Consider the following 21,832-nt stretch of genomic DNA (forward strand, 5'->3'; position numbering starts at 1 on the left):
ACATCATAGCCTAGTATATTTTTTATCTCATTTAGTGTTAGAATTTGCCTTTTAGGCTTTGAAACCTTTGCAAGATAGTTTCAAAATAAGAAGCGGTAAAACCGTTAGAATTTGCCTTTTAGGCTTTGAAACCGGCCTGAGAATTGAGCCTCTCTGATCTGACTGAAAGTTAGAATTTGCCTTTTAGGCTTTGAAACTGTGGAGTGCGAAAGAAGATGAAGAAAATTACTTGTTAGAATTTGCCTTTTAGGCTTTGAAACAAAAATCTCAATGTATAAATAAAAGAGGTAATCCTGTTAGAATTTGCCTTTTAGGCTTTGAAACTTATTTGCGAGGGCGAAAAAGATGCGCTAAATTTACTCGTTAGAATTTGCCTTTTAGGCTTTGAAACTGGAACTCCTTACGGGCCTGTATTCTTCTCAAAAAAAGTTAGAATTTGCCTTTTAGGCTTTGAAACTGAGAAAAACCGGAGCAGTCTTCACTGTCAACACGGTTAGAATTTGCCTTTTAGGCTTTGAAACTTTCACTTCCTAACGATTATAACGTTATTGAAGCTTGTTAGAATTTGCCTTTTAGGCTTTGAAACATATATAGAACAAAGAGTAATTTTTTTAAAGAATTGAGTTAGAATTTGCCTTTTAGGCTTTGAAACAAGGCGTCGATAGCGTAAAAGATGACGGCATAGTGAGTTAGAATTTGCCTTTTAGGCTTTGAAACTGAAGAAAAAGGGATCCGTTTTTGTTGTAAATCCGTTAGAATTTGCCTTTTAGGCTTTGAAACTGGACGAGGAGTAATAAAACATGAGAACTAAATTTGTTAGAATTTGCTTTTTAGGCTTTGAAACTAAACAGTATCAAGAGCGTCAGAGTATTTAGATTTAGTTAGAATTTGCCTTTTAGGCTTTGAAACTTTCGCCTACATAAGCATAGTCTGTTCGTTCAAGCTGTTAGAATTTGCCTTTTAGGCTTTGAAACCAATGTAACGATGTAACGCTCCTAGAGAAAGAAATAGGTTAGAATTTGCCTTTTAGGCTTTGAAACACGTAACGGGCTATCAGGGTGATGGCGGCGAGGATAGTGTTAGAATTTGCCTTTTAGGCTTTGAAACTACATTAGGCTTTGAGTGATAATATCTCCGCTGTGTTAGAATTTGCCTTTTAGGCTTTGAAACCTCTTACGATATTTTTAGTATGATGAATTCTTGGGTTAGAATTTGCCTTTTAGGCTTTGAAACTAAAGAGCGCAACCGCCATCACACAATCAAGTAATCGTTAGAATTTGCCTTTTAGGCTTTGAAACAAGACTACTAGCGTGTAGAATTTGCAAAAGTCGCGTTAGAATTTGCCTTTTAGGCTTTGAAACGCCCTGAGCTCATCACTTAGGTTATAGCGATCAAAGTTAGAATTTGCCTTTTAGGCTTTGAAACTATAACCGATGGTAAGATTAGGTTATGAAAAAGAAAGTTAGAATTTGCCTTTTAGGCTTTGAAACCATATATGGAATATGTATTTTTTCTAATACATCTTGTTAGAATTTGCCTTTTAGGCTTTGAAACTATTCAAAACAAAAAAGGCTTTAAAAACGATAGTGTTAGAATTTGCCTTTTAGGCTTTGAAACGGTCTGAGAGGCTCACTTCACAAGGAGCAAAAAGTCGTTAGAATTTGCCTTTTAGGCTTTGAAACAAGGCAGATTCAAACCAAAAGACGCCAGTGCAAAAGTTAGAATTTGCCTTTTAGGCTTTGAAACTTGATACGGCTAAAAAATGGACAGGCGCAGTTGAGTTAGAATTTGCCTTTTAGGCTTTGAAACCTACTCTTTGGTGTCTTTTCGCCTTGTCAATCAAGGTTAGAATTTGCCTTTTAGGCTTTGAAACTAGTCTCTGCCAAAAACTCTGTACTCGCCGTCTTTGTTAGAATTTGCCTTTTAGGCTTTGAAACAAAAAGGTGCATACTCTGGCAATAGTTTTTCAGATACGTTAGAATTTGCCTTTTAGGCTTTGAAACATCCTGACTCAAGGCCAAGTAATCAAAAAGACGGGGTTAGAATTTGCCTTTTAGGCTTTGAAACTTTTTTCTCTTTTTCTGTTAATTTTTTATTTTCTTGTTAGAATTTGCCTTTTAGGCTTTGAAACACGAGGCTTCGGGATTTACTAAGGCCATTACCGGGTTAGAATTTGCCTTTTAGGCTTTGAAACAAAAAGAGTGCGGACAATATAAAACAGTTTTATTTTTGTTAGAATTTGCCTTTTAGGCTTTGAAACTATTCAATAGGACTACTCTTTAATCCTGCCTTGATCATCGTTAGAATTTGCCTTTTAGGCTTTGAAACTGCTAACGCCCTAAAGGCTGCGAAAGAGGCATACGGTTAGAATTTGCCTTTTAGGCTTTGAAACTTATGAATTTTTAAATCTCGCATTACTTCCTCAAAAGTTAGAATTTGCCTTTTAGGCTTTGAAACTAGTAAAGAAAGCACCGAATAAGATACCAAATAGGGTTAGAATTTGCCTTTTAGGCTTTGAAACATGTTTCAACCATGGTGCCCATTAGATATTCAGAAGTTAGAATTTGCCTTTTAGGCTTTGAAACTCTTGTCTGCTTCTTAAAATTTCGCTCTTTTCTATGTTAGAATTTGCCTTTTAGGCTTTGAAACTAATTCCGTTTATACCGTGCGTTATTCAAGTTTTATGTTAGAATTTGCCTTTTAGGCTTTGAAACACCATATTGAAAAAACACTAGACGGTAGAAAATTTAGTTAGAATTTGCCTTTTAGGCTTTGAAACTAAAATAGGCATGACACGCAGATTTGATCCTATGTTAGAATTTGCCTTTTAGGCTTTTACTGAATAGATAAAAATAAAAAACAATTTGGAGGTAATTAAAGCATGACTTTAAAAGAAGTGAGTGAAATAACACAAATACCTTATTCAACTTTGGCATATTGGAATAGATGTAGCGACTATAAAAAGAGCCTCATAAATTTTCTAAAAGCTAGTGATAGATCAGTACTTTTAATGTATTTTCAAGAAAAATCGCACTCTAAAAAAGGTGCTAAAATTTCTATTTATAATTTTATTTTTTGAATTATCATTGTTTTTAAATAGAAAATTTATGTATCGGATAAAACTTGACATATTTGAGATTTTATATATATTTTAAATTTTATTCATATAATATTATTTTAATTTGCTATCCAAAGGTATTAGATGAAAAAAATTTTAATCATCGCGGGCTCTTGTAGCAATGGTGGAGCTGGAATTCAAGCTGATATCAAGGCTTGCTCACATTTTGGTTGCTATTCAGCTACCGCAATTACAGCACTAACTGCTGAAAATTCCAATAAGATAAAGAATATAATTTCGCTTGATGCAAATTTTGTAAAAGATCAGCTTGATATGCTTAGTGCCGAGTTTGATTTTGATGCTGTTAAGATCGGTATGCTTTTTAATAAAGAGATAATGGATGTAGTAGAGAAATTTCTACATCACAATAAGGCTCCTGTGGTTTTAGATCCTGTATGTGTATCAAAGATGGGGCATAGGCTAATTAAGGATAGCGCAATTGAGAAACTAAAGGAACTTATGCGATTTGCCACTGTGTCAACTCCGAATTTGCGTGAAGCTAAGGTGCTTTTTGGTAGTGATTTTTCAAATTTGCCTTGCGATACCGTAGTAAAAAAGCATATATTAGATAATAAAAGCATAGATATTCTGTATGGCAAAGACGGAAGTGTAAGTAGTTTTGAGACTCTTTTAGCCGATCCTTTGGTTATTATTGGGGCGGGATGTACTTTTTCTAGCTCATTGGCTTGTCTTTTAGCTCAAGGAAATAGTATAGAAGATGCTATTAAAAAGGCAAAAGAATATATTTATAATGCTATTATAAGTGGAGTTGATACAAAACTAGGCTCAAGAAAACTACTAAACCATGGAGCAAAAGCCTAATATTTGGCTTTTCTTTCAAAATAAATACACTTTTATTTTGAATATAGTTGATAAAGACTATTAATTTAAATTTTGGTTACGAAAAAGTATAATCCAAGCAAAGGATCTTTAATGCTAGATTTTATAACTAAGAAATTTTCTAAGCCGGAAGGTAGGTTCTCCGGACTATTTTTAAATCTTATGAACAAAGGACACAAAAAAGCTGAAATTTGGGCACTGTCTAAGATTGAGATAAAAGACGATATGTGCGTGCTTGATGTCGGTTGTGGAGGAGGGCTCAATCTCAAAAATATCGCAACCAAACTAAAAATCGGACAGGTTTTTGGTGTGGATTACTCTAAGGACTGCGTAGAATATAGTAAGAAATTTAACCAAGAAGCCGTTAGTGATGGTAGGATGCAGATACTGGAGGCTTCGGTTGAAAATTTGCCTTTTGAAAACGGTAAATTCGATATTATAACTGCCTTTGAGACGATATATTTTTGGCCTGATTTAAGGCAAAATTTAAAAGAGATATACAGAGTTTTAAAACATGGTGGCTCGTTTTATATATTCGCAGAATTGGCGCTAGATGAAAAAGCCAAAATTTGGGAGAAAATAGTACCAAACATGCGCGTTTGTTTGGCTGATGATCTTTTTGATATGTTAAAAGAAGCTGGATTTAACAAGACTCAAAATATCGCGCATGAAAACGGTAGATGGAATTTGTACGTCGCGATTAAATAGTTTGCTTTTTGCTAACGGCAGCGGAGTTTGTAAGCAGATCGTGTAAATTTAGCTTGTCTTTGCGGAAAAAGCATAGACAAATTCCAACTAAGCTAAAGCCTGCTAAAACAAAGCAGATATAGCGAAGCAGAGCGTGAAAGAAGCCTAGCTTTTGTCCGTTTTTTAAATTTACAAGGTAGATATCTTGGCTTTTGTAGCCCGGAGTTTGCGCTTTGATGCTTTGAAAAAGGCAGATGATAACGCCGAATAAAAAATTTGTGATAAAGATCGCCAGCTGGTTGTTTTGAAACTCGTTTTTGCCGTCTAAAACGGCATAAGTCGTGATGTAAAGAATCGGCATAAGTATGAAAAAAACATCGGTTATAAAGGCTTTTATGCGTGAAGGAATGCTTGCGATGACTGCTTTTTGCTTTGCCAAATTTTCTCCTGTTTTGATATGAAGTCCGTGCAGTTTAGTAGAGCTAAATTTGTCCCCGCCAAGACTGCACGGAAATTTTAGTTGCCTCTACTTCCCGGCTTTATAGCTATACTGCCGTCCTTGCATAGCGGGCAGTTTTGTGGTTCGTAAATTTCAAATTCAAAATTTCCAAGTGCAAATATCGGCAGATCGCTTGGTAGCTTGCAGCTTGGCTTACGCTCACTCTTTAAATTTGTTAGCGGACAAAAGCCTCGGTTGGCAAGTGCCGCAAACGCAACAACTTCTCCGCCAAGATCTTTTATGATGTTTGCCGCTTCAAGTGCGGAGCCACCAGTAGTGATGATGTCTTCGCAGATGATAAATTTCTCGCCCTCATGCACCTCAAAGCCGCGACGCAGAGTCATCACGCGATCAACTCTTTCTGTAAATATAAATCTCTTTTTTGCTGCGCGAGCAAGCTCGTATCCTGCTAAAATTCCGCCTATCGCAGGCGAGCACACAGTGTCAAATTTCACCCCAGACTCAGCTATCACGCGTGCTAGTTCCTCGGCTAGTTTGCCCGCTATCATCGGATTTTCAAGTACTTTTGCGCTTTGTAGATAAAATCGCGAATGGTTGCCACTCGTTAGCAGAAAATGCCCCTTAAGATAAGCGCCCGCCTCTTTATAAATTTGCTCTAAATTCATCATAAAAACCCCTTAAAAATTTAAGCAAAATCTTAGCAAATAAGCACTTAAGTTACAATAACAATTATTATATTGGATTGGTTTCAAAGGAGAGAATTTGCCCGTTAAATACGGGCAAATATCTTATATCTTAAGAAGTTCGGTCTCTTTTTCTTTGACTAAAGTATCGATTTTAGTTGTGTATGTGTCAGTGATTTTTTGAACTTCGTCGTGAGCTTTTTTACTCTCGTCTTCGGTTATCGCTTTGTCTTTTTCAAGTTTTTTAATCTCGTCGTTCGCGTCTTTTCTTATGTTTCTAACACTTACTTTTGCTTTTTCGCCCATAGCTTTTGCGTGTTTTGCATTTTCTTGGCGTTGCTCAACCGTCATAGGAGGGAAAAACAGCTTCACGCTCTCGCCGTCGTTGTTTGGCGTTACGCCTATATTTGCCGCAGAGATCGCTGCCGTGATAGTTTTTAGCATAGATTTCTCCCACGGAGTTATGCTAATCGTGCTTGCATCGCTTGTTAGCACGGTTGCAACTTGATTAAGAGGTGTCGCGCTTCCGTAATAATCAACAAAGATGTTATCAACTATGCTTATGTTTACTTTGCCCGTGCGAAGGGTTGAAAAGTCGCGCTTAAGACCGTCTATGCATCTGTCGCAAGACTCTTTTTGTTTGTTATAAATTTCATTCAGCATTTATGTCCTTTACTAGAATTTTTGTTGTCGTTTTGCCGTTTACTTTTAGGCTCATTCTTACTTTATATCTGTCGATAGGCTCTTTAAATTTGATCCTCATTTGACCGTCTTCAAGCTTTACTTTTTTAGTCCCTTTACTTGTTGCGGAAAAATATCCAAATGACGCATTTTCGTCGGTTTTAATTACAACCTCGTCTATTTTATTGTTTTTCGGATAGTCTTTTGGCATTACCCATTCGGCTTTTAAAAACTTGATAGCAAGAGCAGCCTTTAGATCGGTTCCATCCATAAGCGGAGTTCTGTCAAGCTCAAGCAAGTCGCTACCTTTGCCGACTGCGCTTGAATTTTGAGCTAGTAAAACCTCAAGCCCGTATTCTACGGACATATTTCTTACTTTATCGTTGTATTCTCCGTACGGATAGGCGAAATACTTTGGCTTATAGCCCATGTGCTTTTCAAAAATTCTAATACCGTCTTCAAAATCATATCTTAATCTATCATTGCTAAGTCCCACCATGTGAAGGTGTCCGTATGAGTGATAGCCGATTTCGCCGTATTTTACCGCCTCTTTGATCTGTTCAAAGGTCATGAAATCGCCGTATTTTTTGGCACTTGCTTCAACGTAAACCATCAAAGCAAACGGATATCCGTACTCGATAAATATCGGAAGCCCATTTTCATAAAAGCTCTTATATCCGTCATCTACCGTTAAAACTACCCATTTATCCGGAATTTCCTCGCCGTTTTTAAGAGCATCTACCAGTTTTGAAAGAGGCACCACCTCATATCCGTTGTTTTTGAAAAACTCAAACTGTTCTCTTAAATTTTCATTAGAGATATTGGTGCTTGGGTGTCTTGGATCGTTAAATCTATGATAGTTAAATATATGTGCGTCAGCCCAAAGAGAGCCTGCTGCAAGCAAAAACGCTAGGCAAAATTTTAAGCAGATATTTTTAAGCACTTTTTATCCGTAAAGTTATTTTGTAGGTGCAGCCGGAGCGGCAGGAACACTTGGTGCGACAGGCGCGGCCGGAGTTGCGCTAGGAGCCGGAACTGTGATGTTTTTCGTATCTACGCTATCAATTAGCGATTTTTTTGTTTGAGTGTTGTAAGTGTAACCTAAGGCAAGCGTGTTTAAGATGAAAATAACGCCGACTACAAAGGTAAATTTAGCCAAAAATCCCGCAGGGCCCTTTGCACCAAAGAGGCTTTCGTTACTTCCGCTATATGCGCCAAGTCCTATCGAAGAGCTCTTTTGAAGCAAAACGGCAACCGTTAGAATCGCTGCTAAAATGAATTGAAAAACCAAAAAGAATGAACTCACAAAAAATCCTTTAAATTTGAAAATAATTAGTAGCGATTATACTAAAAAAGTTTTAAAATTTCTCTAAATTTCTTTTTCGATTTCGTAAAGGTCGTATCTGATGGATTTAAAAATTTCCGAATTTGTAGTGTCGATAAGCTTAAAACACTCTTCCAAAACTCTTGCGCTCTCTTGTGCGCGTTTTAAATTTGCTATTTGTAGATCCGCTAAATTTGCTCTATCAAATTCGCTTTTTATGCTCGGTTTTAGCACGTCATTTTTAGCGTCACGGAATTTGATAAATTCGCTTGAGTCTATTTTGGCTTTGTGTCTGAGTGTTTTGATTTTAGAAGAGAGGACAAAGTCGTCAAAGACATATCTTCTGATGTCCTCAACGACTCTTAAGCCCTCTTTGAGTCTATTTAAATTTGCGTCAATTACTCTGTAAATACGCTCATTTAAATCGCCGCTCATTTTATTCTCTATTTAGGATTCCTAAAATTTTAAGCAGTGAAGTAAATAGATTTACAAAGTCAAGATATAGTGCAACCGCTCCTTCTATAGGAGTTTCGTAGTTACCGCGAATGATATTTTGTGTATCGTAAAGGATGTATGCACTAAATAAAATCGCACTTACGCTTGAGATAGCAAGTTGGAAAATCGGGCTTTTGAAAAATAGATTCATAATAGCCGCTACTATCACTACGATAAGCGTGATAAAGAGCATTTTGCCCATAGCTGTAAAATCTCTTTTTGTATTCATGGCAAACACGCTTAATGCACCGAATGCAACAGTCGTAAGCGTAAATGCTTGAGCCACTATGCTAGCGCCGCCCGGCATCGCTAAAACCGAAGCTAGAAGCGGAGTAAGCGTAAGACCGCTAACAAACGTAAATGCAAAAAGCAATACTAAATTTAATCCCGCTTTGCGTTTAGCCGCCATAAGACCGAATAAAAGCCCCAGTTCAACTACGACAAGACCGATGAATAGAGGTAAATTTCCTATAAACATATGCGCTATGCCAAGACCGACATATGCTCCAACGCTTGCTGCTAGAAGTGAAGCGGCAAACAGCTGGTAAGTCTGCTTGATAAACGTGCTAAGCGAGCTTTGAGAATACTCTCTCGCCAACTCTTGTTCGTGTGAGTTTGCATAATTTCTATTGTATAAACTCATCAATTCTCCTTATGTAATTTTTTATAAATTTATCCAAAAAATAGTAAATAAAGTATAAAAGATTTTTTAAAACCACCAAAAAATGTTATTTCACAAGCCGTTAACTAACCTTGAGAGCGTTTTTGATATAATTTAAAAAAATAAAATTTCGGAGTAGCGATGGAGGCACTTTTAGACGGCGCTGTTAAATTCATGGAAGAGGGCTTTTTAGAGCACAAAGAGCTGTTTGAAAGTCTTGGGCAAAAGCAAATTCCACATACTCTTTTTGTAGGCTGTATCGACTCGCGAGTGGTGCCAAATTTGATCACAAATACAATGCCCGGCGATCTTGTCGTGGTGCGAAATATCGCAAATATAATTCCTCCTTACAGAACCAGTCAGGAGTATCTGGCTACGACTTCGGCTATCGAGTACGCCTTGCAAACGCTAAATGTCGAAAACGTCATTATCTGCGGACACAGCAACTGCGGAGGATGTGCGGCGCTTTATCTTGACGAGAGTAAATTTAAAAATACGCCAAACGTGAAAAGATGGCTAAATTTGCTTGATCCGATTAAAAAGAGAGTCGAAGGGTTTTTGCCTGATCCTAAAGATAATGCAAGGAGAGAGTGGCTAACAGAGAGATTAAACGTCATAAATTCTTATGAAAATTTACTTACTTATCCTGATGTAAAAGCAAAATTTAGAGACGGAAGTCTTAAAATTTATGTGTGGCACTATATCATAGAAACGGGCGAAATTTATAACTATAACGTAGTTTCAAAGAGTTTTAGATTACTTGGAGTTGATAGATGAGAAAGATTTTTTTACTACTTTTTGGTCTTATATTTATATCTTTAAATTCTTTTGCGGATAGTCTTGACGATATTGATATAGTTTTGGCTATAAAAAAAATAGATGAGATAAATGCCCAGATAGAGGCTATAAAAGCTCAAGCCGTGGATAAAAATGAAACTGCCGAGCAAAATGTTCTTTTTAAAAGTGTTGCGACAAAAAAGAGTGAGCTTTTGGACAAAATACCATATTTGCTTATGGAGACAAGAGTAGATGATGAGAAAATTGCCCAATTTAGAAGCGATAAGTCCAAGCTTGAAACAAAGGTAAAAAGACTAAAAGCAGCAAATAACAAAAAGGCTTACATAGAGAGTGCGATCGAGCTTGAGAAGATGAATATGGAGGCATCTTTTTATAAAACCTTAATCGAGCTTGGAAAAATTTTTAGCGATGGAGCAAGAACCGCAAAGATAAAATCTGGTATAGAAGACGGCTTGCTTGACCTTCAAACGAACTCGTATGTTAGTATTAAAGAGCTCAAGTCTAGCATGGATGGTATGGGAATACAAGGATATATAAATGAATTTAACTCATTAGAGCTTTATAGGAAGACTTTTGAGGAGATTTTGATATATCTTAGGGATAATGCGGAGCTACTTAGCACAAACTACTTTTTTAGCGAGCTAAATTTAAAAACCGCCATAGGATTTATCAATCAGCAGATTCCTTTTGAGATGAAAGATGTGAATTTTGGCAAAATAATACTTATTCTTTTTGTATTTTTGTTTTTCATATCGTTTACAAGAATCTTATCTGCGATAACTTATAAAATTTTACTCTCTTTGTTTGTAAAGGATCATCAAGGAAAATTTATCAAAGATCAAGTCATGGGTATTGTAAAGCGTCCCATTTTCTTTATTTTGGCGGTTTATGCGATAGATCTTTGTGCCTCGATATTTTACTACCCAGCCCCCGTGCCTATCAAATTTGTAAATTACTTTTCTATAGTGTTTATTATCTCTTTTGCATGGCTTATTCTTAGCATATTGGATAGCTACGGTATGGTTTTTATAAGTGAGATAACCAAGAAGAGTGGAGGGCGAAAAGAGGTTATAAATTTAATAATTAAAATAGTCTACTTTATTATCATAGTTATTGCATTTTTACTTGTTTTAAGCAGGCTTGGTTTTAATGTAAGCGCTATAATAGCCTCACTCGGAATAGGTGGTTTAGCTATAGCTTTGGCAACTAAGGATATTTTAGCTAACTTCTTTGCCTCTATTATGATGCTGTTTGACAACTCTTTTTCTCAGGGAGATAACATCGTATGCGGTGATATAGAGGGTGTGGTGGTAGAGATAGGACTTAGAAAGACAACAGTTAGGACTGCCGATAATGCACTTATTTTTGTGCCAAATTCAAAACTTGCCAGCGATCCGATTAGAAACTGGACCAGAAGGCGACTCGGCAGACTTATAAAGCTAACTGTAGCACTTGAATATAGAGCTACTGGCGAACAGGTTAAAAAATGTGCAGAAGAGATTAAAGAGATGCTATTAAATCATCCTGATATTGCAAAACCAAACGATCTGGGCTCAAATGATATTCAAAACACATTAAGGCTTAGAAAAAATATAGTATCCATAGATGATTTGATAGGGTATAAGTCAAATTTGTTTGTAGCCGTAGATAATCTCTCCGATAGCTCTATCGATATATTGGTATATTGCTTTTCAAAGACGATAGTTTGGGGAGAATTTTTGAGCGTAAAAGAGGATGTTATACTAAAGATTATGAATATTGTCGAGAAAAATGGGCTAAGTTTTGCATTCCCAAGTCAAAGCCTATATATTGAAAATTTAAAAGATACTATGGATACTAAGAGTATAATAGACAATACAGTCACGATAAAGGAGAGCAAATGAGTGAAGAATTTGACTATGAAGATGAAGATCTAGATGAGTATTCTGACGATTTTGATGAAGAGAATGAGGGGTCGTATAACTACAATTATGATGAGAATGACTACGAATATGACGATGGAGATGAAGAGGAAGATAGTTACGAGATGTAATAAATTTAGAATTGAAATTTAAAAATATATATCAAGTAAGGGGAATTTACCCCTTACTATCAATGTCCATACATTAAATTTGGAAGCCATAGTGAAATTTGTGGTATGTATGTAACTAGTATCAAGCCTATAAATAGCGTTAAAGTCCAAGGTAGGCATGCCACAACAACATCTTTTAGATTCATTCCTGTTAAACCACTCGATACAAAGAGATTTAACCCCACGGGTGGAGTAATCATACCTATCTCCATATTTACTATAAGCAAAATTCCAAAGTGAACCGGATCTACTCCTAATTGAAGTGCTATAGGTAGCAATAAAGGCACCATAATCATAACAACGCTTGAAGGTTCCATAAATTGACCCATAACGAAAAGCAGTATGTTTACGATGATTAAAAATCCTATTTTGCCTATATTTGCCTCTAAAATTCCGTCAGAGATCGCTTGAGGAATTTGCTCACTGGTAAGAAGATATGCGAACACAACTGCATTTGCAATAATAAAAAATATCATAGCTGTAGTGAGTGCAGATTCAAGGCAGATACCCCAAAGATCTTTTATCTTAATATCTTTATACACAACAAGTGAGATAAAGAGCGCATATACGGCACTTGCGGCAGCAGCTTCTGTCGGAGTAAAAATACCTCCGTAGATACCGCCTATAACTACAACTATAATTAAAAGAGCCCAAAATGCTTTGGTAAATTTTTTGATTCTTTCGCTCCATGGCTCAGGCTTTGTAGCTTTAAAGCCAAGTCTTCTAGCGCCTATATATGTTTGGGCTATCATCATACCGCCTAGCATTATACCAGGCACAACCCCCGCCATAAATAGCTGTGCTATACTAACTTCAGCCGTAACTCCGTAAACAATCATAACTACTGAAGGAGGGATTAGTATTCCAAGTGATCCTGCTGTAGTAATGCCACCAACCGCATAAGCCGGAGGATATCCCGCCTCTTTGATGGCTACGAACATAATAGAGCCTATGGCCACAACCGTAGCAGGTGAGCTTCCTGAAACCGCAGCAAATATAACACAAGCAAATATAGCACTGATCGGAAGACCTCCCGGTAGATGTCCTACTACTGATTTTGCAAAATCTATGATTCTTTTAGCCGAACCACCCTTGCTAAGTAAATTTCCAGCCAAAATAAACATAGGAATTGCCATAAGTGCGAATTTGTTAATACCGTCAAATATGATTTGCGGAACAGTAGCTACATCAAGATCGGTAAAAAGAAGCATAGTAAGAACCGTGCTAGCGCCAAGAGAGACAGCGACAGGAACGCCAATTAGCATAAGTCCAAATAGACATACAAATAAAAATGCAATAGTCATACTATCTCTCCTTAGTCTTTCTTTATGGAGTCGCGAATCATCTCTGCTTCAGCGTTGATAATAACTTTATCAGAAGGAGTGACTGCTATTTGATAGACTTTCTCTCCTGCTCTATAGCTTGCTCCTAAAAATGCCACCGGAAGAACTAGCATAGGCACCCATTGCGGTATTCCTAAGTCAACACTCATAAAATTTAGCTCATACATAACATATAGATACTGTACGCTATAAACTACTATAAACATTAAAAAGATTGTAGTAAGGGCGCTAGAGAATACAAGATAAGCTTTTGCTATTGGTGAAGGGAATCTTTCAATTAGAATAGTGACTGATATGTGTATGCCTTTTCTAAAGCCATATGCGGCGGCAAAGAATGCAGACCAAATAAAAAGATAGTTAGTCGCTTCTCCTGCCCATGCCCATCCGGTATTAAAGACATAACGCATTACAACGTTTATAAAAGCAAGTAGCGTTCCCGCTACTATGCCTACTACGGCAATCGTCTTATTAACAGTTGCGATGCCGATATCTATAATTTCAAAGAATCTTCGCATAAAAACCTACTTTGTATTGATAGTTTTTTCTATCAGGTCTTTTCCTATAACTTTATAGAAGTTTGGATAGATAGTTTTCATAACCTCAGCCCATTTGGCTTTCTGCTCAGGGGTTAACTCTACTATCTCAAGTTTGCCTGTCTCGCTTGCATATTTTTTAAGAGCGTCTATAATTTTGGCATCCTCTTTCGCAGACTCTTCTCTTTCAAAAGCAGTAGCCTCTTTAAGAGCTTGAGTAACGTGATTTTTCATATCTTGTGGCAAGCCTTTCCAGAATTTCTCACTTAGAATAACCAAATATCCCAAATATCCGTGTGAAGATATTGTTAGAGAGTTTTGTGCTTCATAGAATTTTGAGTTATAAAAGTTTGACAATGGGTTCTCTGTAGCATCTACAACTTTTTGTTGAAGTGCAGGATAAACTTCAGAGAATGGTAGAACTTGCGGGTTACCGCCTATTACTTTTGTTTGCTCTTCTAGAACTTTTGAGCTCATAATTCTAAATTTCTGTCCTTTTGCATCTTCAGGAGCAACGATAGTTTTTTTGCTTGAACTAAAGTGTTTAAAGCCTGCATCCCAAAAATCAAGTGCTACAAAGCCTTTTTTAGCGATCATATCTTTAAGCTTTTGTCCAACTTCGCCACCTTGTACTGAGTATAGGTGAGCGTTATCTCTAAATATAAAAGGTAAGTCAAATAGTTGGAATTGGGGAACTATAGGAGTAAATTTAGAGAAACTTGGAGCAGCCATTTGAACGTTATTTAGTTTTAGTGCGCCAAATACGCGGTCATCATCTACTAGTTGAGCCGCAGGATAAACCTCAACTTTAATTGCACCTTGGCTAAGTTCGTTTACGCGTTTAGCAAAAAAGTCTGCGGCTTTACCTTTTGGTGTGGTTGCAGCAACAACGTGAGCAAATTTTATAGTGTATGTCTTTTGGGCGCCAAATGCGCTACCTGCTAGAGCACAAGTTAGGAATAGTGCCGAAAGGAATTTTAGTTTCATTATTGAATCCTTATTTATTTTTTTGATTCACTACAAAATTAATCATAGCTAGACGTAATTATAAATCATAAAATTTATAAATTGGCAATCTTGTTTCAAAAACTCTCAAAAATTTATTTTTATATGAGTAAATTAGTAACATTTTATTATTGTAATAGTAGATAAAATTTAAGTAATTTTATTAAATTCGATTATTTTTTGAAACAGTGTTACTAAAATACACTTAAATTTAAACTTTATAAATAATACTAATTTTATCCTATTAACAAAATAATTACTTTTTTATCATATAATCTCGAAAATTTTATTAAATTACAAGGAGAATCAAAATGTTTAATCTTAGAAAGCTTCCATTTGATCCTAAATCAAATGCTGTTGTAAGCGAAGAAACCTGTTCTTATCATCACGGTAAGCACCACCAAACTTACGTAACAAATCTTAATAACCTTATTAAAGGTACCGAATTTGAAAATTCCGGATTATATGAAATTATATCAAAGAGTTCAGGCGGTATCTTTAACAATGCTGCCCAAGTTTACAACCATGATTTTTATTGGGATTGTATAGCTAAAAAGAGCGATATGAGCGATGAACTAAAAGCAAGATTGCAAAAAGATCTTCCGAATTTTAAAGAGGAATTTTTAAAATCAGCTACTACATTATTTGGCTCTGGGTGGGCATGGTTAGTTTATAGTCCAAAATCTGACAAACTAGAAATAATCCAAACTAGTAATGCTCAAACACCTGTAACGGTGGGTCTGATACCTCTTTTGGTGGTAGATGTATGGGAGCATGCCTATTATGTAGATCATAGAAATGCAAGAGCTGCATATCTGGAGAAATTTTATGAGAACATTAATTGGGATTTCGTATCTGCTGCTTATGAGTGGGCTTTAAAAGAGGGTGTGAATTCAGTTAAATATTATATAGGCGAGCTTCATGCTAAAGGTTGCGGATGCGGCAAGGGATGCGGTTGCCACTGATTTTTTGAAGAGGTTTTTCCTCTTCAATTTTTTATAAAATACTCCCTTGTTTTACTTATTTTCTAAAAAATAAATATTTCATTACTCTAAAATACATTAAAATAAAAAACGATTGAATAATAATTATTTATTAATAAATTTAGAACAAGATATATTGTTGTCTATTCGAAATATTCTTTAAAATCACTAAAAACAAGTTTTTTGGTAATTTTATGAATTAAAATTTCATCTAAATTTTTAAATTTACCTTTCTATGCTAGTATCCGAAAATATTTTATTTATAAGGATGCAAAATGAAAAAAATTCTAATCTCTTCTTTGGCCGCAGTTGCATTTTTGAGTGGTTGTGCTTCTGTGGGAACCAAACAAGAGTCGACTACCGCAAAAGTTATAAGCGTTAATACTATACATTTCTATAGTGTTACCGATAAAAATTATAAGGTTAATTTAGTTTCGGCAGATAATTTTGAAACTGCTGTTTTGACTGACACTAAAGGGCATAAAATTGCTCTAAAAAGCGCTGTTTCAGGTAGTGGAACAAGACTTGTTAACGATGACGGCATAGAGATACATTTCAAAAAAGGCGAAGCTGTGCTAACTCTTGGCAAGGGTCAAAAAGATATATTTTTAAAATACTAAATACAAAAAGGGGCCAAAGACCCCTTTAAACCTAACTCTAATTTTTATAAATTCAAATTTCGCTTTTTGTAATATCTTTTTTAATATTTTATCTTACATATTTAATGCGATATATTTTAAAATCTTAATTAAAAACTTATTGATTTTTGTGGAAATTTAGATTATATACTTATATAAAAATATTAAAATTTAAAATTAAGACTACTTTAGATTAATTTTATTTAAAATGCCATAAAATAGTTATATTTTAATAGAAAATAAAGCTTAAGAATTAAACATATTTAATATCAAATAATAATATATTTTATCAAAAATATCTAAATTGTTCTATTGTATTTTAAGAAAACTATCACTATACTCTTTAAACTTACAAAACTATTTTTAAGAGGGTAACTATGAAGCAAATTTTAAAGCGCGACGGCACAAGACAAGAGTATCTTCCATATAAGATCCAAGATGCTATTAAAAAGGCTTTTGCAAGCGAGAGCAAAGAGTATGACGATAGAATTTTTGCCGACGTTATGCAAGATGTCGCACAAAAAGAGATCATCACAGTCGAGGATGTGCAAGACTTCATAGAAAAAGCGCTTTTTAAAGCGGGTTATTTTGATGTGATGAAGAGCTTTATGCTCTATCGCCACACTCACAAAATGCAACGCGAGCAAATTTTAGGACTCAACGAAGATACTACATACATAAACTCCACCCAAACGATAAATGAATACATAAACGGCACAGACTGGCGAATTTCGGCTAACTCAAACACAAGCTACTCAAACGCAGGACTCATAAACAACACCGCAGGTAAAGTTATCGCAAACTACTGGCTTGACGCGATTTACTCCAAAGAAGAGGGCATCGCGCACAGAAATGGAGATTATCATATCCACGATCTAGACTGCCTTACCGGATATTGCGCAGGCTGGTCCCTTAGAGCGCTTCTTAATGAAGGTTTTAACGGCGTTCGCGGCAGGGTTGAAAGTAGGGCTCCAAAGCACTTTCGCGAAGCTCTTAGTCAGATGGCAAATTTCTTAGGAATTTTGCAAAGCGAATGGGCTGGAGCTCAGGCGTTTAGCAGCTTTGACACCTATCTTGCGCCATATGTTTTTAAAGATAAGTTAAGCGATACGGAGATAAAAAAAGCGATTACAAGCTTTATATTTAACCTAAACGTTCCTGCTCGTTGGGGTCAAAGTCCCTTTACCAACGTAACTATCGACATCACTTGCCCAAGTGATCTTCGCGCTCAAATTCCAACTTCAACCGACATACATCTGTTTTCAAATTTAGAAGATGAAGAGCTTTTAAAACTCGCCAAAGAGCGAGGGTTTAATAAACTTACAGATATGACTTACGGAGCGTTTGAGCCTGAGATGGCGCGTATCGATAAGGCGTTTTATGAAATTTTAACCACAGGCGACAAGTGCTCTCAGCCTTTTACCTTCCCGATCCCTACGGTAAATATCACCGAGGATTTTGACTGGGATAGCGAAGTGGCTAAAATTTTGTTTGAAAATACGGCAAAGATGGGCTCAAGCTACTTTCAAAATTTCGTCGGTTCTCAGTATAAATTTGATGAAAATGGCAACCGTGTCTTAAACGAAAGCGCTTATAAACCGGGGCACGTTCGCTCGATGTGCTGCCGCTTGCAGCTTGATCTAAGAGAGCTTTTAAAACGCGGTGGAGGGCTGTTTGGAAGTGCCGAGATGACAGGAAGTATAGGCGTCGTAACCATAAATTTGGCTCGCCTTGGATATTTGTATAAAAGCGATAAAAAGGGACTTTACACAAGGCTTGAGTATCTTTTAAATTTGGCAAAATCAACCCTTGAAAAGAAGCGCAAATTTATCCAAGAGATGTATGATCGCGGGCTTTATCCTTATACGGCGCGCTATTTGAAGCATTTTAACAACCACTTTAGCACTATCGGCATCAACGGTATGAACGAGCTTTTAAGAAATTTTACAAGTGATACGGAAAATATTTCTACCGAATTTGGGCGCGAATTTGCGCTTGAGATGGTTGAGTATCTGCGCTCTAAAATTAGGCAGTTTCAAGAGAGTACGGGCAATCTTTACAACCTTGAAGCAACGCCTGCAGAAGGTACTACATACCGCTTTGCAAAAGAGGATAAAAAGCGCTATCCTGACATCTTGCAAGCTGGCATGGATGAAAATATCTACTACACCAACTCAACCCAGCTGCCTGCAAATTTCACCGACGATGCTTTTGAAGCGCTTGATCTGCAAGATGAGCTTCAAAGTGCTTATACTGGCGGAACGGTCTTTCACCTTTATATGAAGGAGCGCATTAGCTCGGCTGAAGCGTGCAAGGATCTGGTGCGCGGCATCGTAAATAACTACCGCTTGCCGTATATCACGATCACGCCTGTCTTTAGCGTGTGCTCAAAGCACGGATATATCCCCGGCGAGCATGAGTACTGCCCGATTTGCGATGAGGAGCTGATGAAACAGCTTCAAAAGGCTTAATTTCTAAAATTTGCGCTCAAATTTGTGCCAAATTTTAACCGTGCGAGCCAGCTAAAGCCACTTTTATAAGCGGCATTTAACGATAAAATAAAATTTTAAGAATTCTGTGGCACAATTCGTCTAAATTTTCATGGAGTAGGTCGTGTCAAATCACTATGATGTTTTGGTTGTGGGCGGAGGAATTTCAGGAACGGCTCTGTTTTACGAGCTTGCGCGCTATACGGACATAGAGCGTATCGCACTTTTGGAGAAGTATCCGGCTTGCGCGACTCTAAACTCAAAGGGCACGAGCAACTCTCAGACTATTCACTGCGGCGACATAGAGACTAACTACACTTTTGAAAAAGCAAAAAGCGTCAAAAAATCAGCCGATATGATCGTAAAATATGCACTCATGCATGGATATGAGAACAAATTTATGTTCGCTCATCAAAAGATGGTCATAGGCGTGGGTGAGGTCGAGAGTGCCGGCATAAGAGAGAGATTTGAGAAATTCAAAGAGCTTTATACCGGGCTTGAAATTTTTGAAAAGGATAGGATAAAACGTATCGAGCCTATGGTAGTGCAGGCTGCCAACGGAGGCGATCGAAAAGAAGAGATTGTGGCTATGGGTGTGGTTGGTGGCGAGTATACCACTGTTGATTTTGAGCAGATGTCAAATAGTCTGGTTAAGCACGCCAAGGAGGAGAGTAAGACTACCGACATCTTTTTTGATGCATGGGTTGATGAGATCAAAAAAGATGGTGAAAGATACCTTGTAAAAACTCGCGATGGACGAAAATTTAGCGCAAATTATGTAGTTGTAAATGCGGGCGCTCACTCTTTATATCTGGCCCATAATATGGGACATGGGCTTAATTTTAGCTGTTTGCCGATCGCAGGAAGCTTTTATATGAGTAAAAAGCATTTGCTAAACGGCAAGGTCTATACCGTGCAAAATCCAAAGCTGCCGTTTGCCGCTATCCACGGAGACCCGGACATCCTAGCTGATGGGCTTACTAGATTTGGGCCGACTGCGCTTGTGCTACCTAAACTTGAGCGCTACCGTGGAAATTCGACGGTTGTTGATTTTATAAAGACTTTGCGCCTTGATACAAACGTGGCGAAGGTGCTTTTAGGACTTTTTGGCGATAGTGATATAAGAGATTATGTGATTAGAAATTTTGCCTATGAGGTGCCGATCGTAAATAAAATTTTATTCGTTGAGGCTGCCAGAAAGATCGTGCCTTCGCTTGGGAATGACGATGTTTATTATGCTAGAAATTTTGGCGGTGTTCGCCCGCAAGTGATTGATAAAAAGGGCAGGGAGCTAATGCTTGGCGAGGCTAGCATAAACACAGGCGAAGGTATCGTCTTTAACATGACGCCAAGCCCAGGAGCTACGAGCTGTCTTGCAAACGGCTTTAGAGACGCTAGAAGAGCTTGCGAGTTTTTGGACAGGAAATTTAATGAGGATAGATTTAACGCCGAGCTTGTAGATTAGGCTACTTTACACAGCTAGAGGATAGATCTCTAGTTTATGTTTGTCAAACTCGCAAAGGTGTCCGAGTAGATAAATTTCAAAACAGCTCTTTAAAAAATCCTCCTTAGGCTTGTGCCTGAGTGCAGGATAAAGCAGGTAATTTATCAATAAAGCATCTGCTACAACCGATCCGTACGCCTCTTTTAAAATTGCAGCTTTTTCGTCTATAAATTCTGCTTTGTGCCTCCATTTAGTTATGGCTTTGTAGAGTTGCTCATCTAAATTTAGCTTCCAAATAGCCTCTCTAATGTCCCAAATTGCAACTTCATGCACACGTTTAAGCCTCTCAAGAAGCTCTTTGTCATTTATAAATTCGGCAAATTTTTTAAGGCTATCGATGTGAGATTTGCCAAGAGCGATCAGCTTTGCTTTGTCATTTGATGGCAGAGGAGAAAATATCGGCGTAAAGCCCGCTTTTATAAAAGCATTTGCTTTGTCTTTGTTCGCCTCGTAAAGCGGCATAATCCTATCTTGTAAATCTTTAGCGCAAACTAGCGGCTCAAAGACTTTATCTACACCATCTCCGTAAGGCATAAATTCCTCAAACAGTCCGTAAAAACAAGCACTCAGATCTTTTAAATCTCCTGAATAAAGATTGATTTGCATTAAATTTGCCAAATGCTTAGCGTAGTCTAGTTTCGTCATTTTAATAACTCTAAAGCCCTTAAACCAAGCACAAATTTAAGCTTTTATCGGATAAATTTAACCCTTTTTAGCTGCGAGATATAGCGGCTCAACTTTTTTGGCTATCTCTTTTAGGTCTTTGATACGGCTTTCGTTTGACGGGTGAGTGCTTAGGATTTCAGGCACCGCACTGCCTGATTTTTTAGACATCTTTTCCCACACTATGACCGCCTCTTGTGGATCATATCCCGCTCTTGCCATTAGTTCGGTGCCGATATGATCAGCCTCAGTTTCATGACTTCTTGAAAAAGGCAGGCTGATAGTGTATTGGGTGGCTAAATTTATAAGCCCTGTTGCCGTATCGCCAAGCCCTGCAGCGGTTGAGACAGCAAAAATTCCTATATTTTTAAGCTGATCCGTGCTAGCTTGCTCGCGGCTATGCTCTCTTAGCGCGTGAGCTATCTCATGACCCATGACGGCTGCTATCTGCGCGTCCGTTAAGGATAAATTTTTAATAAGCCCGCTATAAACGGCGATCTTGCCTCCGGGCATACACCACGCATTTAATGTGTTTGAGTTGATGACATTTACCTGCCAGTCCCATTTAAGCGCATCTTCTCTAAAGGCTCCGACCTGCGCTATGAGGCGTTTGCCGATGGCTTGCACGCGTTTGGTAAGGACTGGATCGATATTTAGCGTATTTGCTTGTTTGGCTGATTGAAGTACCTTTGTATAGGCCAATACCGCACTTTGATTCATTGTTTCAGAACTCACCAAAAATAGTTGTTTTCTATCGGCTCCTACAACTCCACCGCCGGTTGAACTTGCAACACAACCGGCCAAAAATATTATTATAAATAAAAATGGAAGTATAATTTTTTTCATCTTTTCATCC

General features: G+C 37.3%; 21 protein-coding genes and 1 CRISPR repeat array (1 of these 22 only partly in view). Of the genes, 9 read left to right on the forward strand and 12 right to left on the reverse strand.

Annotated elements, in window-relative coordinates; genetic code table 11:
* Positions 1 to 2,841: a CRISPR direct-repeat array (repeat unit 29 nt; unit sequence GTTAGAATTTGCCTTTTAGGCTTTGAAAC) (it extends 1,717 nt beyond the left edge of the window).
* 361 nt (positions 2,842 to 3,202) lie between these two features.
* Together CDOM16190_RS07115 and CDOM16190_RS07120 are read left to right on the forward strand one after the other, a co-directional pair.
* A complete protein-coding gene (locus tag CDOM16190_RS07115; RefSeq protein ID WP_170019632.1) occupies positions 3,203 to 3,940 on the forward strand; it encodes a hydroxymethylpyrimidine/phosphomethylpyrimidine kinase in 738 nt (245 codons plus the stop codon).
* 111 nt (positions 3,941 to 4,051) lie between these two features.
* On the forward strand, positions 4,052 to 4,666 hold the full coding sequence (locus tag CDOM16190_RS07120; RefSeq protein WP_170019634.1) for a class I SAM-dependent methyltransferase: 615 nt from the start codon (positions 4,052 to 4,054) through the stop codon (positions 4,664 to 4,666).
* On the opposite strand, the gene CDOM16190_RS07125 is transcribed toward CDOM16190_RS07120, so the two are convergent.
* The 7 genes from CDOM16190_RS07125 to CDOM16190_RS07155 form a co-directional block, all read right to left on the reverse strand.
* Complete coding sequence (locus CDOM16190_RS07125; RefSeq protein ID WP_170019636.1) at positions 4,659 to 5,084, reverse strand: RDD family protein; 426 nt, start codon at positions 5,082 to 5,084, stop codon at positions 4,659 to 4,661. The two genes, CDOM16190_RS07120 and CDOM16190_RS07125, sit on opposite strands and share 8 nt — an antisense overlap.
* Before the next feature lie 77 nt (positions 5,085 to 5,161).
* Complete coding sequence (gene pyrE, locus CDOM16190_RS07130) at positions 5,162 to 5,770, reverse strand: orotate phosphoribosyltransferase (RefSeq protein ID WP_170019688.1); 609 nt, start codon at positions 5,768 to 5,770, stop codon at positions 5,162 to 5,164.
* Positions 5,771 to 5,893: 123 nt separating this feature from the next.
* On the reverse strand, positions 5,894 to 6,451 hold the full coding sequence (frr, locus tag CDOM16190_RS07135) for a ribosome recycling factor (protein WP_169975702.1): 558 nt from the start codon (positions 6,449 to 6,451) through the stop codon (positions 5,894 to 5,896).
* Positions 6,441 to 7,412: a polysaccharide deacetylase family protein gene (locus tag CDOM16190_RS07140; RefSeq protein ID WP_170019638.1), complete on the reverse strand. Its 972-nt coding sequence runs from the start codon at positions 7,410 to 7,412 to the stop codon at positions 6,441 to 6,443. The genes frr and CDOM16190_RS07140 overlap by 11 nt, the downstream gene beginning before the upstream one ends.
* Before the next feature lie 15 nt (positions 7,413 to 7,427).
* Positions 7,428 to 7,775 carry a preprotein translocase subunit SecG gene (gene secG, locus CDOM16190_RS07145; RefSeq protein WP_169975705.1) on the reverse strand — a complete coding sequence of 116 codons (348 nt, stop codon included), beginning with the start codon at positions 7,773 to 7,775 and terminating at the stop codon, positions 7,428 to 7,430.
* 63 nt (positions 7,776 to 7,838) lie between these two features.
* Positions 7,839 to 8,228, reverse strand: coding sequence for a thiamine-phosphate pyrophosphorylase (locus tag CDOM16190_RS07150; RefSeq protein ID WP_170019640.1), 390 nt, complete (start codon positions 8,226 to 8,228; stop codon positions 7,839 to 7,841).
* A gap of 1 nt (position 8,229) precedes the next feature.
* Entirely contained in the window at positions 8,230 to 8,931 is a 702-nt protein-coding gene (locus tag CDOM16190_RS07155; protein WP_170019642.1) for a Bax inhibitor-1/YccA family protein, read from the reverse strand.
* Between the two features lie 159 nt (positions 8,932 to 9,090).
* On the opposite strand from CDOM16190_RS07155, the gene CDOM16190_RS07160 reads away from it, so the two are divergent.
* From CDOM16190_RS07160 to CDOM16190_RS07170, 3 genes are read left to right on the forward strand one after another with little or no spacing between them, the layout of a single operon-like run.
* Complete coding sequence (locus CDOM16190_RS07160; protein WP_170019644.1) at positions 9,091 to 9,726, forward strand: carbonic anhydrase; 636 nt, start codon at positions 9,091 to 9,093, stop codon at positions 9,724 to 9,726.
* Positions 9,723 to 11,630, forward strand: a complete 1,908-nt coding sequence (locus CDOM16190_RS07165) for a mechanosensitive ion channel family protein (protein WP_170019646.1) — start codon at positions 9,723 to 9,725, stop codon at positions 11,628 to 11,630. Before CDOM16190_RS07160 ends, CDOM16190_RS07165 begins: the two co-directional genes overlap by 4 nt.
* Positions 11,627 to 11,779 (forward strand): hypothetical protein, encoded by a 153-nt coding sequence (locus CDOM16190_RS07170; protein WP_170019647.1) that lies wholly within the window; start codon positions 11,627 to 11,629, stop codon positions 11,777 to 11,779. The genes CDOM16190_RS07165 and CDOM16190_RS07170 overlap by 4 nt, the downstream gene beginning before the upstream one ends.
* 59 nt (positions 11,780 to 11,838) lie before the next feature.
* Here the strand turns inward: CDOM16190_RS07170 and CDOM16190_RS07175 are convergent, their stop codons facing one another.
* The 3 genes from CDOM16190_RS07175 to CDOM16190_RS07185 are packed head-to-tail and all read right to left on the reverse strand — an operon-like array spanning position 11,839 to position 14,681.
* Positions 11,839 to 13,122 carry a TRAP transporter large permease gene (locus CDOM16190_RS07175; protein ID WP_170019649.1) on the reverse strand — a complete coding sequence of 428 codons (1,284 nt, stop codon included), beginning with the start codon at positions 13,120 to 13,122 and terminating at the stop codon, positions 11,839 to 11,841.
* Between the two features lie 11 nt (positions 13,123 to 13,133).
* Positions 13,134 to 13,676, reverse strand: a complete 543-nt coding sequence (locus CDOM16190_RS07180) for a TRAP transporter small permease (RefSeq protein ID WP_170019651.1) — start codon at positions 13,674 to 13,676, stop codon at positions 13,134 to 13,136.
* A gap of 6 nt (positions 13,677 to 13,682) precedes the next feature.
* A complete protein-coding gene (locus tag CDOM16190_RS07185; RefSeq protein WP_170019653.1) occupies positions 13,683 to 14,681 on the reverse strand; it encodes a DctP family TRAP transporter solute-binding subunit in 999 nt (332 codons plus the stop codon).
* 329 nt (positions 14,682 to 15,010) lie between these two features.
* Between CDOM16190_RS07185 and sodB the strand changes: the two genes are divergently transcribed.
* The 4 genes from sodB to CDOM16190_RS07205 all read left to right on the forward strand — a co-directional run bounded on the left by sodB (position 15,011) and on the right by CDOM16190_RS07205 (position 20,274).
* Complete coding sequence (gene sodB, locus CDOM16190_RS07190) at positions 15,011 to 15,664, forward strand: superoxide dismutase [Fe] (RefSeq protein ID WP_170019655.1); 654 nt, start codon at positions 15,011 to 15,013, stop codon at positions 15,662 to 15,664.
* Between the two features lie 293 nt (positions 15,665 to 15,957).
* Positions 15,958 to 16,302 (forward strand): hypothetical protein, encoded by a 345-nt coding sequence (locus tag CDOM16190_RS07195; protein WP_169975723.1) that lies wholly within the window; start codon positions 15,958 to 15,960, stop codon positions 16,300 to 16,302.
* 395 nt (positions 16,303 to 16,697) lie between these two features.
* Positions 16,698 to 18,791 carry a ribonucleoside triphosphate reductase gene (locus CDOM16190_RS07200; RefSeq protein ID WP_170019657.1) on the forward strand — a complete coding sequence of 698 codons (2,094 nt, stop codon included), beginning with the start codon at positions 16,698 to 16,700 and terminating at the stop codon, positions 18,789 to 18,791.
* 142 nt (positions 18,792 to 18,933) lie between these two features.
* The gene (locus CDOM16190_RS07205) at positions 18,934 to 20,274 is read left to right on the forward strand and encodes an FAD-dependent oxidoreductase (protein WP_170019659.1); all 1,341 of its coding nucleotides are present in this window, start codon (positions 18,934 to 18,936) and stop codon (positions 20,272 to 20,274) included.
* Between the two features lie 6 nt (positions 20,275 to 20,280).
* On the opposite strand, the gene CDOM16190_RS07210 is transcribed toward CDOM16190_RS07205, so the two are convergent.
* Together CDOM16190_RS07210 and CDOM16190_RS07215 are read right to left on the reverse strand one after the other, a co-directional pair.
* Complete coding sequence (locus tag CDOM16190_RS07210; protein ID WP_170019661.1) at positions 20,281 to 20,958, reverse strand: hypothetical protein; 678 nt, start codon at positions 20,956 to 20,958, stop codon at positions 20,281 to 20,283.
* A gap of 57 nt (positions 20,959 to 21,015) precedes the next feature.
* Positions 21,016 to 21,822, reverse strand: a complete 807-nt coding sequence (locus CDOM16190_RS07215; protein WP_170019663.1) for a M48 family metallopeptidase — start codon at positions 21,820 to 21,822, stop codon at positions 21,016 to 21,018.
* Positions 21,823 to 21,832: the final 10 nt, after the last annotated feature.

The sequence above is a fragment of the Campylobacter sp. RM16190 genome (assembly GCF_012978835.1).
Taxonomy (GTDB): Bacteria; Campylobacterota; Campylobacteria; order Campylobacterales; family Campylobacteraceae; genus Campylobacter_A.